Source organism: Desulfolutivibrio sulfodismutans DSM 3696 (assembly GCF_013376455.1).
GTDB classification, from domain to species: Bacteria; Desulfobacterota; Desulfovibrionia; order Desulfovibrionales; family Desulfovibrionaceae; genus Desulfolutivibrio; species Desulfolutivibrio sulfodismutans.
Map to the genome: position 1 here is coordinate 522,333 of NZ_CP045504.1, position 12,786 is coordinate 535,118.

14 protein-coding genes and 1 tRNA gene are annotated in these 12,786 nt (G+C 63.2%); 11 read left to right on the forward strand and 4 right to left on the reverse strand.

Annotated features, from left to right (window positions below):
• From GD606_RS02435 to GD606_RS02445, 3 genes are all read left to right on the forward strand, one after another.
• Window positions 1-762 (forward strand): exodeoxyribonuclease III, encoded by a 762-nt coding sequence (locus tag GD606_RS02435; protein WP_163300997.1) that lies wholly within the window; start codon window positions 1-3, stop codon window positions 760-762.
• A gap of 174 nt (window positions 763-936) precedes the next feature.
• Window positions 937-1,191 carry a hypothetical protein gene (locus GD606_RS02440; RefSeq protein WP_163300998.1) on the forward strand — a complete coding sequence of 85 codons (255 nt, stop codon included), beginning with the start codon at window positions 937-939 and terminating at the stop codon, window positions 1,189-1,191.
• On the forward strand, window positions 1,178-1,588 hold the full coding sequence (locus tag GD606_RS02445; protein ID WP_163300999.1) for a type II toxin-antitoxin system VapC family toxin: 411 nt from the start codon (window positions 1,178-1,180) through the stop codon (window positions 1,586-1,588). Before GD606_RS02440 ends, GD606_RS02445 begins: the two co-directional genes overlap by 14 nt.
• On the opposite strand, the gene GD606_RS02450 is transcribed toward GD606_RS02445, so the two are convergent.
• Window positions 1,572-3,044 carry a fused MFS/spermidine synthase gene (locus GD606_RS02450; protein WP_163301000.1) on the reverse strand — a complete coding sequence of 491 codons (1,473 nt, stop codon included), beginning with the start codon at window positions 3,042-3,044 and terminating at the stop codon, window positions 1,572-1,574. The genes GD606_RS02445 and GD606_RS02450 overlap by 17 nt on opposite strands.
• 216 nt (window positions 3,045-3,260) lie before the next feature.
• Between GD606_RS02450 and GD606_RS02455 the strand changes: the two genes are divergently transcribed.
• From GD606_RS02455 to GD606_RS02485, 7 genes are all read left to right on the forward strand, one after another.
• Window positions 3,261-3,983 carry a carbonic anhydrase gene (locus GD606_RS02455; RefSeq protein ID WP_163301001.1) on the forward strand — a complete coding sequence of 241 codons (723 nt, stop codon included), beginning with the start codon at window positions 3,261-3,263 and terminating at the stop codon, window positions 3,981-3,983.
• A gap of 63 nt (window positions 3,984-4,046) precedes the next feature.
• A complete protein-coding gene (locus GD606_RS02460; protein WP_163301002.1) occupies window positions 4,047-5,279 on the forward strand; it encodes an SLC13 family permease in 1,233 nt (410 codons plus the stop codon).
• Window positions 5,280-5,374: 95 nt separating this feature from the next.
• On the forward strand, window positions 5,375-6,025 hold the full coding sequence (locus GD606_RS02465) for a succinate dehydrogenase/fumarate reductase transmembrane subunit (protein WP_163301003.1): 651 nt from the start codon (window positions 5,375-5,377) through the stop codon (window positions 6,023-6,025).
• A gap of 13 nt (window positions 6,026-6,038) precedes the next feature.
• On the forward strand, window positions 6,039-7,856 hold the full coding sequence (locus GD606_RS02470) for a fumarate reductase flavoprotein subunit (protein ID WP_163301004.1): 1,818 nt from the start codon (window positions 6,039-6,041) through the stop codon (window positions 7,854-7,856).
• Between the two features lie 12 nt (window positions 7,857-7,868).
• A complete protein-coding gene (locus GD606_RS02475; protein WP_163301005.1) occupies window positions 7,869-8,624 on the forward strand; it encodes a fumarate reductase iron-sulfur subunit in 756 nt (251 codons plus the stop codon).
• A gap of 55 nt (window positions 8,625-8,679) precedes the next feature.
• A complete protein-coding gene (locus tag GD606_RS02480) occupies window positions 8,680-9,516 on the forward strand; it encodes a fumarate hydratase (RefSeq protein WP_163301006.1) in 837 nt (278 codons plus the stop codon).
• A complete protein-coding gene (locus tag GD606_RS02485) occupies window positions 9,516-10,058 on the forward strand; it encodes a Fe-S-containing hydro-lyase (RefSeq protein ID WP_163301007.1) in 543 nt (180 codons plus the stop codon). The genes GD606_RS02480 and GD606_RS02485 overlap by 1 nt, the downstream gene beginning before the upstream one ends.
• 146 nt (window positions 10,059-10,204) lie before the next feature.
• Here GD606_RS02485 and GD606_RS02490 read toward each other — a convergent pair whose 3' ends face one another.
• From GD606_RS02490 to GD606_RS02500, 3 genes are all read right to left on the reverse strand, one after another.
• A complete protein-coding gene (locus GD606_RS02490) occupies window positions 10,205-10,657 on the reverse strand; it encodes a response regulator (protein WP_163301008.1) in 453 nt (150 codons plus the stop codon).
• 140 nt (window positions 10,658-10,797) lie between these two features.
• Window positions 10,798-11,142 (reverse strand): tetratricopeptide repeat protein, encoded by a 345-nt coding sequence (locus GD606_RS02495; RefSeq protein ID WP_163301009.1) that lies wholly within the window; start codon window positions 11,140-11,142, stop codon window positions 10,798-10,800.
• Between the two features lie 534 nt (window positions 11,143-11,676).
• Window positions 11,677-12,261 (reverse strand): LysM peptidoglycan-binding domain-containing protein, encoded by a 585-nt coding sequence (locus GD606_RS02500; RefSeq protein ID WP_163301732.1) that lies wholly within the window; start codon window positions 12,259-12,261, stop codon window positions 11,677-11,679.
• A gap of 245 nt (window positions 12,262-12,506) precedes the next feature.
• Here GD606_RS02500 and GD606_RS02505 point away from each other — a divergent pair.
• Window positions 12,507-12,600: transfer RNA gene (locus GD606_RS02505), tRNA-Sec, on the forward strand.
• The last annotated feature ends 186 nt before the right edge of the window (window positions 12,601-12,786 follow it).

Consider the following 12,786-nt stretch of genomic DNA (forward strand, 5'->3'; position numbering starts at 1 on the left):
ATGATTCTGTATTCCTGGAACGTCAACGGACTGCGGGCCGTGGTCCAGAAGGGCTTTTGGGACTGGCTGGCCGCCAGCGGCGCGGATGTGGCGGGGCTTCAGGAGACCAAGATCCAGCCCGGGCACGAGGCCGATTTCGGCCATACCGAGGCCTACCGCGCCGTATGGCTGAGCGCTACGGCGAAAAAGGGCTATTCCGGCGTGGGTTGCTTCTACAAGGCCGACCCCCTGGCTATTAACCGGGAGTTGCCTGACGCGGGATTTCACGGCGAGGGGCGGCTTTTGCACCTGGAATATCCGGACTTCCATTTCCTGAACGTCTATTTTCCAAACGGCGGCCGGGGCCCCGAGCGCCTGGACTACAAGCTGCGCTTTTACGACGCCTTCCTCACCCACGCCGAGACGCTGCGCCAGACCAAGCCCATCGTGGCCTGCGGCGACTTCAACACCGCCCACACCGCCCTGGACCTGAAAAACGCCAAGGCCAACGAAAAAACCAGCGGGTTTCTGCCCGTGGAACGGGCCTGGCTGGACCGGTTCATCGCGGCCGGATATGTGGACACCTTCCGGATGTTCGTCACCGAGGGCGGCCACTATTCCTGGTGGGACTACCGATTCAAGGCCAGGGACCGCAACGTGGGCTGGCGCATCGACTATTTTTTCGTGTCCAAGGAACTGGTCCCCAGGGTCAGGCGGGCCTGGATCGCAAGCGACGTGTATGGGTCGGACCACTGCCCGGTGGGGCTGGAGCTGGATGTTTAGGGGGAAAGAATTCGGGGCTTCCGGGCGTCCGGTTGAACGGGGCTGCCGCCCCGAACCCCGCCCGGGGGAAATGATTTCCCCCCGGACCCCCTCGGTTTTTTGGGGGGATGGGCATTGACCCGTGGTGTTATGCGACTTAGTATGCATTGATGTGCATAACACAGGGAGGAAGCCATGCGACTGACCGTGAACCTGGAGGACGATCTGGGGCGCGATGTACGCCGGTTGGCCGAGGCGCAGGGAATTTCCATGTCGCGACTGGCTGGAGAAGCCTTTTCCGAATACGTACGCCAACTTCGCCGCCGAGAATTCGGGCAGCGGGTGTTGGACATGGCCGGGCGGGTTGTCGTGGCTGAGAATGCGGATGCGATGCTTGAAGAGGGCCGTTGCGATGACGCCGAGAGAGGCGGCGACGATGCTCGGATTTGATACAGGCTTTTTCTTGCAATTATTGAAGGGTGATCATCTACCTGTGGAGACATGGCGCAATGTCATGCAAAACAGTGTTTCTGCAGTTTGTTCCTGCCTGACGATTTTTGAACTCGAACGGCTCAGCATCAAAGGGGTCATTGAAGACCACTTTACGCTCTGTGAAGGCATATATGCGGTCTGCGAGGTGATCTGGCTCGACAGGGCGATGCTTTCGCGGGGGGCCAGGCTGTGTCGTGGTCTGGGAATTCCAGCTATGGATGGCCTTATTCTTGCAGGACTTTTGCTGTCTGGGGCGCGAACCATCTACACGACGGATCGTCATTTCACCCGGTACGAAGCCCCGGGCGTGCGAATTGTGAATCTTAAGGGACCAACCCCTACCACCACGCCGTAACGTAACGCTCGACCGGCGCGAATTCGTCCGTGAGGACCGGCACGTCGTTCGCCAGGGGCGCGGCAAGCTTGCGGGAGACGAACTGGGCCAGCTCCGGGTCGGCCGGGAGGGCGTCCGGCAGCGGCCCGTTTTTTTTCGCCACCAGCATCACGTTTTGCATGCCCTCGGCATCGTTCGGACTGCCCAGGGGAAAAAGCGCCACCGTGGGAAAGACGTCCGCATAGGTGGCCCGCACCGCCCGCAAAAACCGTCCCTTCTTTCCGGAAATCGCCGTGATGATGTTCACGATGACCACGCCGTCGTTGGAGAGGGCGGCGAAGACGCGCTGCACCGCCTCCCGGGTGACCACATGGAAGGGCACGGCGTAGTGGGCGTTGAAGATATCCCCGAAGATGACGTCGTATGTGTGCGTGTTGCGGTTGAGGAAGGTCCGGGCATCCTCATGGAAGATGCGCAGCCTGTCGTCCGGGACAAGTCCGAAATGCTCCTCGGCCAGCCGCGTCACGCCGGGGTCGAGTTCCACCACGTCGATTTCGGCCTCGGGGTTCGTGGCCAGAAGGTGGCGGGGAAAGCTGTAGGCCCCGCCGCCCAAAAGCAGCATGCGCCTGGCCCCGGGCGAGAAATAATCGGCCAGGGTGAAAAAACGGGCGAAGGTCAGGGCCAGGTCCGTGGGCCTCTCCAGGTACATGGCCGACTGCACATGCCGGGGATGGGTGAGCATGACCCGGGTGGGCTCGTTCGTTGCGGGATCGCGGCTCTCGAAAACCAGGATGCGGTTGTAGCGGGTGTCCACATCGTAAAACCCCGAGTCGGCCAGCCAATGGTCGTAGGACGCCGAGCCCGCGCCGCAAAGAACCACCAGGACCAGGGCCGCCGCCTTGCCCGCCGCGTCGGCCCGGCAGGCCAGAAACGAGGCCACGGCTAAAATCCCGGCCACCAGGCACAGGATGGTCGTGGAGCCCAGATAGGCGATGAGTACGAATCCGGCCGCAAAGGTGCCCAGGATGCTGCCCGCCGTGGACAGGGCGTAGAGGTTGCCCGAGGTGCGCCCGGCCTGCCCCACGCTGGCCAGCTTCAGGCGCATGGCGTAGGGCGAGACCATGCCTAAAAAGATGCTGGGCGGCGCAAAAAGCAGCAGATTGGCCGCAATCACCGCCAGATGCGGCCGGGCCGCGTAGGTGGACAAAAAATCCAGAAGCAGGGTCTTGGACAGGGCCGTGGCCAGGGTGCTCAGGGCGGCCAGAAGGATGATGCCGCCAAGGGCCCGGGGGGAGGGCCGCCTGTCCGCCAGGCGGCCGCCCAGCCAGTAGCCCAGAGACAGGCTGGCCAGGACGATGCCGATAAGGCCGGTCCAGACCACGGTGGAGGTGCCCAGAAACGGGGCCAGCACCCGGGCCCCGGCGATCTCCAGGATCATCACCGCCGCGCCGCAGAAAAAAACCACGGTTTCGAGCATGGGGCCGCTCCTGTGGCGTCTGAAGGCATGGTGGCGCAGCGAACACATGTCCCGGTCCAGCCTGCACCGTTATCAGAATGTAACTGCGCCAACCCCCCGTTGTCCATGGTAATATGCAGTGTGGGGAAGGCCGTGACGAAAACTGGACTGCGCTTTGACGCAAATGAGAAGCATCTGTATGACATTGGCATAACCCTTTTTCCAGGGAGGCATGTCATGGACAGAAAGATTGTGGGTATCGTGGCCGTGGTGGGGATGATCCTCAGCGCCGTTTTGGCCCTGGCTACCGTGGACGGGGCCGGGGTGGCCCCGGAGGCGGCCCTGGCCAGGCTCAAGGAGGGCAACGCCCATTTCCTGGCCGAGGCCCCGACCCACCGCAACCGGGACATGGCCCGGCGGGAGGTCACGGCCCGGCAGGGACAGTTTCCCTTCGCCATGATCCTGTCCTGCTCCGATTCCCGCGTCCCGGTGGAGATTCTCTTTGACCAGGGCGTGGGCGACATCTTCTCCGTGCGCACCGCGGGCAACGTCTCCGGCGTCATGCAGCTTGGCTCGCTGGAATACGGGGCTGAACACCTGGGGGCGCGCCTTTTGGTGGTCCTTGGCCATTCCAAATGCGGCGCGGTGACCGCCGTGGCCAAAAACGCCCAGGAGCCTGGCAATATCCCGGCCGCCGTGGCCCCTATCGTTCCGGCCGTGAAGGCCGTACGCGACGCCCATCCGGGCGCGTCCGAGATGGAGGTGGCGGACAAGGCCATGGTCGAAAACGTCTTTCAGGTCATCGCCGACATCTATGCCGACAGCCCTCTGTTGCGGGGCATGGCCCGCTCGGGCCGCATCAAGGTGGTGGGGGCGTTCTACCATGTGGAGACGGGCAAGGTGGACTGGCTTGGCGCCCACCCCGGGGAGGCCCGGATTTTGGCGGATACGCCATCGTAAACCCTTGCCGGGAGCGTCGCCCGCGCGTAAAAGCCCGGGCGGCGCAAAGCCCGGAGGGGTGGGGTGAGCGAATACGTCCTGGCCGTGTTCGTTGTGGTCTATGTCGGCATGATCCTGGGCGGCCTGCCCGGGCTGGCCCTGGACCGGGCCGGCGTCGCCCTTCTTGGGGCCATCGCCCTTTTGGCCGGGGGCGCGCTCACTACGGCCGAGGCCTGGGCTGCCGTGGACGTGCCCACCATCGCCCTTTTATTCGGTCTCATGGTCATCTCGGCCCAATTCCGTCTGGGCGGGTTCTACACCTTCGTCACCAAAAAATTGGCCCAGGCCGACGGTTCCCCGGCCAGGCTCCTTTTTCTGGTCATCCTGGCCGCCGCCGGACTCTCGGCGCTTTTGGCCAACGACATCGTATGTTTGGCCATGACCCCGGTTTTGATCGAGATCTGCCGGGGCCGCGACCTCGACCCCATGCCGTATCTTTTGGGGCTGGCCTGCGCCGCGAACATCGGTTCGGCGGCCACGCTCATCGGCAACCCGCAAAACATGCTCATCGGACAGGTCTCGGGCATCCCCTTCGGCTGGTATTTTCTGGAAGCCGCCCCCCCGGTCGCGGCCGGGCTCGTGGCCGCCTGGGGGGTCATCGCCTGGATGTGGCGCGGCCGTTGGCGCATGGTGGCCCCGGCCGTGGACGCCCATGCCCCGGCGTTCAATTCCTGGCAGTCGCTGAAGGGGGGAGCGGCGCTGTTCGTTTTGGTGGCGGCCTTTCTCGTCGGGGACTGGCCGCGCGAGGTCGCGGCCCTTTTTTGCGCCGGGGCGCTTTTGACCAGCCGCCGGTTGACCTCGGCCCGTTTTTTTTCCCTGGTGGACTGGCCGCTTTTGGTGCTGTTCATGGGCCTTTTCGTGGTCAACCAGGCCGTGGCCTCCTCCGGGCTCCTCGAACAACTGCACGGCCTTTTGGCCCGGTGCGGGGCGGACCTGAAAAACGGGGCGTGGCTTTTTACCATCACCGTGGTGTTGTCCAACGTCGTCTCCAACGTCCCGGCGGTGATGCTGCTTCTACCCGCCGAGACCTCCCAAAGATCCGCCGTGCTCCTGGCCCTGGCCAGCACCCTGGCCGGAAATCTCTTTTTGCTCGGTTCCATCGCCAATCTCATTGTGGCCGATCAGGCGGGCCGCCTGGGGGTGTCCGTCACCTGGAAGGCGCATCTTCGGGTAGGATTGCCGGTGACCATTTTGACCTTGATATTGGCGGGGATATGGCTTTTTGTACGCTGGTCGGCCCTGGTTGGGCCTGGATAAAACGGGTAATCGCGTTGACAAAGGAACGCGGAAATATCTAAAAAACACCGGTTTCGGTTTTTGTTCGCCATTTCAACGCGTCACGGGAGGAAACCATGTCCCTGTCACTGGCCACCCAAGCCCAGCCCATCGGAAAGTGTTCCGCCTGGCTGGACTGGCTCCAGATGCTCACCGGAGCCTGTCTGATCCTTTTTATGTGGAGTCACATGATCCTGGTCTCCAGCGTCATTTTCGGCGCGGGGGCCATGAACGCCCTGGCAGAGTTTTTTGAGGCCACGGGCATGGCCCAGGTGGGTGGACCGCTGATCGGCTTGGTGTTTCTGTTCCACTTCGTCCTGGCCGCCCGCAAGGTGCCGTTTCGAAGCGAACAGCAGACCGTGATGGCGGCCCATGCCCGCCGCCTGCGCCACACCGACACCTGGCTGTGGGTCATCCAGGCCGCCACGGCCATGGTCATCCTGATCATGGGCGCCATCCACATGTGGGTGGTCCTGACCGACCTGCCCATCACCGCCGCCAAGAGCGCCGCCCGCATCCAGGGCGGCTGGTGGATGATCTTTTATCTGGTCCTTTTGCCCATGGTCGAGCTGCATGTGGGCATTGGCTATTACCGCATCGGCGTGAAGTGGGGATTTATCCGCCGCGACAATCGCAAAAACGCCAAGAAATTCGAAAACATCCTCACCGTGTTCTTCATCGTGATCGGGCTCATCACCCTGATCCGTTTCCTCACCCTTACCGTGTAACAAGGACCGAACCATGCAGACGATTTATTCCGATCTGTTGTGCATCGGCGCGGGCCTGGCCGGGGAACGCGTGGCCATCGAGGCGGCTTCGGCCGGATTCGACGCCGTGTGCTTAAGCATTGTCCCCGCCCGGCGCTCCCACTCCTCGGCCGCCCAGGGCGGCATGCAGGCCGCCCTCGGCAACTGCGCCATGGGCGAAGGCGACGGTCCCGACGTCCATTTCGCCGATACCGTCAAGGGCTCCGACTGGGGCTGCGACCAGGAAGTGGCCCGGCTTTTCGTGGACACCGCGCCCATCGTCATGCGCGAACTGGCCGCCTGGGGCGTGCCCTGGAACCGCGTGGTGCCCGGCGAATCCAAATACTTCAAGGGCGGCAAGGAATTCACCAAGGTCGAGAAGAAGGAAAAAGAGGGCCTGATCACGGCCCGGGCCTTCGGCGGCACCGCCAAGTGGCGCACCTGCTACACCTCCGACGGCACCGGCCACACCGTGCTCTACACCATGGACAACCGGGCCGCCCAACTCGGCGTGGTGGTCCACGACCGGGTGGAGGCCATCTCGCTCATCCATGACGGAACCCGGTGCATGGGCGCGGTGGTGCGCTGCCTCAAAACCGGCGATCTGCGCGTGTACCTCGCCAAGGCCACGCTCATCGCCTCGGGCGGGTTCGGCCGCATCTACCGCGAGTCCACCAACGCCGTGATCAACGACGGCGGCGGCCACGTCATCGCCCTGGATACCGGCGTGGTGCCGCTTGGCAACATGGAGGCCGTGCAGTTCCATCCCACGGGCATCGTGCCCACGGACATCCTGGTCACCGAGGGCTGTCGCGGCGACGGCGGCACCCTGCTCGACGTCAATGAGAACCGGTTCATGCCCGAATACGAGCCGGACAAGGCCGAGTTGGCCTCGCGCGACGTGGTGTCGCGCTGGATGACCGTGCACATGCAAAAAGGGTTCGGCGTCAAGAGCCCCTACGGCGACCATCTGTGGCTGGACATCCGCCACCTGGGCATCGACCACATCCGCACCAAGCTGCGCGAGGTGGACGAGATCTGTAAAAGCTTCCTGGGAATCGATCCGGCCTACCAGCTCATTCCCGTGCGTCCCACCCAGCACTACAGCATGGGCGGCGTGCGCACCAACAAGGACGGCGCGGCCTACGGACTGGCCGGGCTTTTCTCGGCCGGCGAATCCGCTTGCTGGGACATGCACGGCTTCAACCGCCTGGGCGGCAACTCCCTGGCCGAGACCGTGGTGGCCGGGAACATCATCGGCAAAAAGGTCGTGGACTACCTCAAGGGCTGCGAGGCGATATTCAATTCCAAGGTGGTGGACGCCGCCGTGGCCAAGCAGGCCGCCCGCATCACGGCCCTGCGCAACCGGAGCAACGGTTCCGAGAGCGCCTACGCCGTGCGGGAGGCCATGTTCGACGCCATCATGAAGGGCGCCGGGATCTTCCGGAACGAAAAAGACCTCACGGAATGCGTCGAGACCCTGCAGGCCCTCCATGAGCGGGCCGGACGGGTGGGACTCAAGTCCAACGGCGTCGGCCCCAACCCCGAACTGACCCTGGCGCTCAAAATCCAGGGCATGGTCAAGCTGGCCCTGTGCGTGGCCTACGGAGCCCTCAAACGCACCGAAAGCCGGGGCAGCCACACCCGCGAGGACTTCCCGGAGCGCAACGACCGCGACTGGCTCAACCGGACCCTGGCCACCTGGCCCGAAGGCGCTTCCCTGCCGGAGCTTTCTTACGAAGCGGCGACCAAGGTTTTCGAGATTCCCCCCGGCGACCGTGGCTACGGCGGCGGAAAAATCATCAGCGCCTAAAGGATATATGCCATGTCCAGAATACTGACGTTCAACATCTTCCGGTACAATCCCCAGGATCCCGGCACGCCGCCGCGCATGGACCGCTTCATGCTCGACGAAACCGACCGCATGACCCTTTTTATCGCCTTAAACCGCATCCGCGAGGAGCAAGACCCCTCGCTGATGTTCGACTTCTGCTGCCGGGCCGGCATCTGCGGGGCCTGCGGCATGGTCATCAACGGCCGCCCGGGTCTGGCCTGCCACACCAAGACCAAGGATCTCCCCGAAACCATCACGCTCATGCCCCTGCCTGCCTTCAAGCTGGTGGGCGACCTCTCGGTGGACACCGGAACCTGGTTCCGCGAGATGTACCAGAAGGTCGAGTCCTGGGTGCATACCTCCAAGGAATTCGATCCGGCGGCCCTGGAAGAGCGCATGGACAACGGCCTGGCCGAGGAAATCTACGAGCTTGAGCGGTGCATCGAATGCGGCTGCTGCGTGGCCGCCTGCGGCACCGCGCTCATCCGGCCGGATTTTCTGGGGGCCGTGGGCTTAAACCGCATCGCCCGGTTCATCCTGGACCCCCGCGACGAGCGCACGGACAAGGAATACTTCGAGATCGTGGGCAACGACCAGGGCATCTTCGGCTGCATGGGGCTTTTGGGCTGCGAGGACGTCTGTCCCAAGGGGCTGCCGCTTCAGGACCAGCTCGGCATGCTGCGCCGCAAGATGGCATTTACGGCGCTCAAAAGTCTCGTCGGCAAGCATAAGCATGCGCACAAGTAGTTGGAAAAAGGCGGCAGAGCCGCCTTTTTCCCATTGAAATCCCAAAGGGGGCATCATGCGAATCATACCGGCGGCGGATGTCATCGAGGCCGTAGCCACGATGTGCATGGAATCGAACGTGGAGCTTCCGGCCGACGTATGGGCCAAGTTTCGCGAGTGCGCGGCCAGGGAGGAGTCTCCCTCGGCCAAGGAGATTTTCCGGCAACTGCTGGAAAACGCCGATCTGGCCAAGGAGACAAGGCTGCCTCTGTGTCAGGACACGGGGCTGGCCGTGTTTTTCGTGGAGCTGGGCGAGGACTGCCGGGTGGAAGGGGGCCTTCGCGAGGCCGTCAACGAAGGCGTGCGCAAGGGCTACAAGGACGGCTACCTGCGCAAGTCCGTGTGCGATCCCTTCACCCGCAAAAACACCGGCGACAACACCCCGGCGATTATTCATATCGATTTAGTGCCCGGCGACAGGCTCAAGATCTTTTTCATGGCCAAGGGCGGCGGTAGCGAGAACATGTCCCGGGTGACGTTTTTGAGCCCCGCCCAGGGCTGGCCGGGCATCAAGGAGTTCGTGGTGCGCCGGGTGGCCGAGGCCGGTCCCAACCCCTGTCCGCCCACGGTCATCGGCGTGGGCATCGGCGGCAATGCCGAGCTGTCGGCGATCATCGCCAAAAAGGCGCTCATGCGCGACTTGGACGACGTGCATCCCGATCCGGACATCGCGGCCAAGGAAAAAGAGCTTCTGGACGCCATCAACGAACTGGGCATCGGCCCCATGGGCCTGGGCGGCAAGACCACCTCGCTTGGGGTCAAGATCGCCGTGGCTCCCTGTCATCTGGCCAGCCTGCCCCTGGCGGTCAACGTGCAGTGCCATTCCGCCCGGCACCGGGAGGTGATCCTCTAATGTCCACCTACAAACTGACCACGCCGCTTACGGACGAGGATGTCTGCAAACTGGCCATCGGCGATGTCGTGCTTCTGACCGGCACCATCTACACCGCCCGGGACGCGGCCCACAAACGCCTTGTGGAGTCGTTGGACAAGGGCGAGGCGCTTCCCTTCGACCTCAAAGGGGCGCTTGTTTATTACGTCGGCCCGTCTCCCGCGCCTCCGGGACGCCCCATCGGAGCGGCCGGTCCCACCACCAGCTACCGCATGGACAGCTACGCCCCGAGGCTGCATTCCCTGGGACTCAAAGCCACCATCGGCAAGGGCAAGCGCAGCGACGAGGTCAAGGCGGCCCTGACGGCGTACAAGGCCGTCTATTTCGGGGCCACGGGCGGCGCGGGGGCGCTTTTGTCCCAGTGCATCAAGGCCGCCAGGGTCATCGCCTATGAGGACTTGGGCCCCGAGGCCATTCGCGAACTTACGGTGGTGGATTTCCCGCTTCTGGTCATAAACGACACCAAGGGCGGCGAACTGTACGTCAAGCCCAAGATCGACTGATTTCCGGCCGGTTTTGGCGGTTCACAGGCCATGACGCGGCCCGGGCGGGAAACCGTCCGGGCCGCTTTTTTGCACGGTGCACATGCCCCGATCAGGAGTCGGGAACCGTTTTGGGGCCGGATGCGGGAAAAGCCGTGAGGGGATGGTCAGCAGGGCCGGGAGCAGGCCAGTTCGTTCAAGAAGGAACGCTCCTCCTGGGAGAGGACATCGCGGGTATAGGGCAGGGGCAGGCTGGTCTGCTGCCGGTGCAGTTCCAGGGCGGCGCGGATCTTGCGGATGACCTTGGTCGGGGGCGCGGACTTGCAGAAAAATCCGAAGATGGTGTTGTTGTTGATGACGTTCATGATGGTTTCCGGGGTCGGGTTGTCGGCCAGGACGATATGCACGATGTCCGGACAAAGACGCCGTACCTTGGACAGAAAGGAGCGGCCGTCGGGGGAGGGCAGAAAGAGGTCGGACACGACAACGGAAAAGGGGCCGTTTTGCCGGAGACGGTTCAAGGCCTCGGCGGCGTTTTGCGCGGTAGCCACGCAAAAATGCCGGGAGAGGATGTGGGTGTGGTAGGCGAGAGCCAAGGGGTCGCTGTCGACGATAAGCACTTTTTGTTCCATGCGCAAAAAGGGTCTTCGGGGTGCCCGGCCGGACGGAGATGTCCCGGCCGTGGCGCATCACGAAAACCAGCCTCCTGCACATGCTATGCAAAACTCGAACCATCTGGCGTGGAAAAATCGGCCCTCCCTTATTTTGGGCACCGCCCCTCTTTCTTGAAGCTATCGAAAAAATTGCAATCACCCAGGTCGCAGGCCGCGCGATAGTCCCGGCAGGCCGCTACGTCATCCCCCATGCGCTCATGGGCCAGCCCCCGGTTGGACAGGGCGGCGGCGTCGCCCGGGCGCAGGGAAACGGCCATGTTGTAATCCGCCAGGGCCTTTTGCTGGTCGCCCAGATTATTGTAGGCGTTGCCCCGGTTGTTGAAGATATCCGGGTCCATGGGGTTGAGCGCGGCAGCCTTGTCCAGGAGTTCCAGGGCTTTTTTATGATTGCCTTTTTTGGAGGCGGCGAGGGCCTGCCGGAAAAACTCCATGGCCTGGGCGCGCTGTGCCGGGTCGATCTGCTGCGGTGGCGCGACCGGGACGGAAGACGCCGGGGCTTGGGCAATGGCTGGGGCGGTGTGCGGGGGAGAGGCCTGGACGGCCGATGTCGCCGGTGCATTCGGTGCATTCGGTGCAAGGTGTGCAGCCGGTGCAGTCTGTGAATCGCCGCCGTGAACCTCGGAAGCTACGGGGATGATGACCGCCTCATCCGTTTTGCGTTCCGCAGCGCGGCCCTGTTGTCCCGCATGGGATTGCCGGGGGGGGGCGGCGCAGCCGGTTCGGTCGGCGGGCGCCCGGGGGCCGGGAAGGATCTGCCCAGGCTGACGCCGGAGGGATCCTCCCCGGGAGGCAGGGTTTTGACGTTATCGCTGACACGCTCCAGGCGTTTGAGGGATCGCTCCCGCATCTCTTCCTTGGTCAGGGCCGTTCCCGGCAGGGGGAGGGCCAGACAAACCAGAAAAACAACTGCACCGGCGACAAGATGTTTCATGCTCATGGGGTATATGCTGTGGGGACGTCCCCGGTTATCTGCCCGGGATGGTGATGACCTGGCCGTCGCGGATGCTGTCCGCCGACAGACCGTCGTTGGCTCTGAGAATCTCGTCCACGGAAAGGCCGTGTTTTTTGGCGATCTTGGTCAGGTTGTCCCCGCGCTGGATGGTGTAGGAGCCGGCAGCCTGCTTTTCCGGCGCTTTGGCGGCAGTCGCCGGGGTCTTTTTGGCCGCAGCCTGGGGCTCGGCTGACTTGGCCGGGGCCTTCTCCGGCTCCAGGGTCACGGTGATGTCGGGTTGCACGGCCGCAGTCGGCGTCTGGGCCGAGGGTCTGGTCGGAGTCGGGGCCAGCCGGGCCACCTGCGGCGTCTTTTTGTCCACGACCACGTCCGTATAAAAAGTCTTGTATTCGGGCTGGTCGAGGATGCCATTTTGATCCGCGTCGTAGGCCGCGAAATTTTCCACCACGGTGTCCGGGTAGACGAACACCAGTTCCTCGAAGATGATGCCGCCGTCCTTGTCGTGATCCACGTTGGCGAAGGACTGTTTGTCTTCCTTGGAGCAGGACATGGAGGCGAAAAGCAGGCACAGGGCGAGCAGCAGGGATGATTTTTTCATGGGGTGTCCTTTCTTGCGCTCTTAGAAAAAAGGGCTGGGTAAGGGCCGGGCGCGGGCCGCACAAGGACGGCGGGCGGAAACAAAAACGCGCCGAACGAGGATCGTGTAACCCATCGCGCCACGAAATTCCAGGAATCCCCATGGGGAGAATCCGGGGGGAGGGAGAGCCCGGGAATGCTTTCCCCAGGGCCTCTTGCCTTGAAACCCTCGAAAAAAGCTGATAGCTAGCCCGGACGCGTCCGTGCGGGAGCGTATCGTCACCGGTGTGGCGCCCGGACTTCAAATCCGGTGTGCGGTCGAGAGGTCGCAGGTAGGTTCGACTCCTATACGCTTCCGCCATCATTGATTTTTCTTGCTACGAATTGTTTATTTCAGCCGTTTTCCTACGTTACACACACTGATTTGCCCCACATTTGCCCCACATATTTTCCGTGGTTAGCATCGTTTCGTGCGGCCGCACAAGCGGCAGCGACCGATGAGAGGGCCACGTCTGCCCTCTCCACCTCTCCCCCAATCAAAAATACA

Bases quoted from the DNA above. Each gene is read 5' to 3' on its own strand.
- GD606_RS02450 (WP_163301000.1), bottom strand. From the start codon at position 3,044: ATGCTCGAAACCGTGGTTTTTTTCTGCGGCGCGGCGGTGATGATCCTG.
- GD606_RS02465 (WP_163301003.1), top strand. From the start codon at position 5,375: ATGTCCCTGTCACTGGCCACCCAAGCCCAGCCCATCGGAAAGTGTTCC.
- GD606_RS02445 (WP_163300999.1), top strand. From the start codon at position 1,178: ATGCTCGGATTTGATACAGGCTTTTTCTTGCAATTATTGAAGGGTGAT.
- GD606_RS02455 (WP_163301001.1), top strand. From the start codon at position 3,261: ATGGACAGAAAGATTGTGGGTATCGTGGCCGTGGTGGGGATGATCCTC.
- GD606_RS02480 (WP_163301006.1), top strand. From the start codon at position 8,680: ATGCGAATCATACCGGCGGCGGATGTCATCGAGGCCGTAGCCACGATG.
- GD606_RS02495 (WP_163301009.1), bottom strand. From the start codon at position 11,142: ATGGAGTTTTTCCGGCAGGCCCTCGCCGCCTCCAAAAAAGGCAATCAT.
- GD606_RS02470 (WP_163301004.1), top strand. From the start codon at position 6,039: ATGCAGACGATTTATTCCGATCTGTTGTGCATCGGCGCGGGCCTGGCC.
- GD606_RS02435 (WP_163300997.1), top strand. From the start codon at position 1: ATGATTCTGTATTCCTGGAACGTCAACGGACTGCGGGCCGTGGTCCAG.
- GD606_RS02475 (WP_163301005.1), top strand. From the start codon at position 7,869: ATGTCCAGAATACTGACGTTCAACATCTTCCGGTACAATCCCCAGGAT.
- GD606_RS02485 (WP_163301007.1), top strand. From the start codon at position 9,516: ATGTCCACCTACAAACTGACCACGCCGCTTACGGACGAGGATGTCTGC.
- GD606_RS02500 (WP_163301732.1), bottom strand. From the start codon at position 12,261: ATGAAAAAATCATCCCTGCTGCTCGCCCTGTGCCTGCTTTTCGCCTCC.
- GD606_RS02440 (WP_163300998.1), top strand. From the start codon at position 937: ATGCGACTGACCGTGAACCTGGAGGACGATCTGGGGCGCGATGTACGC.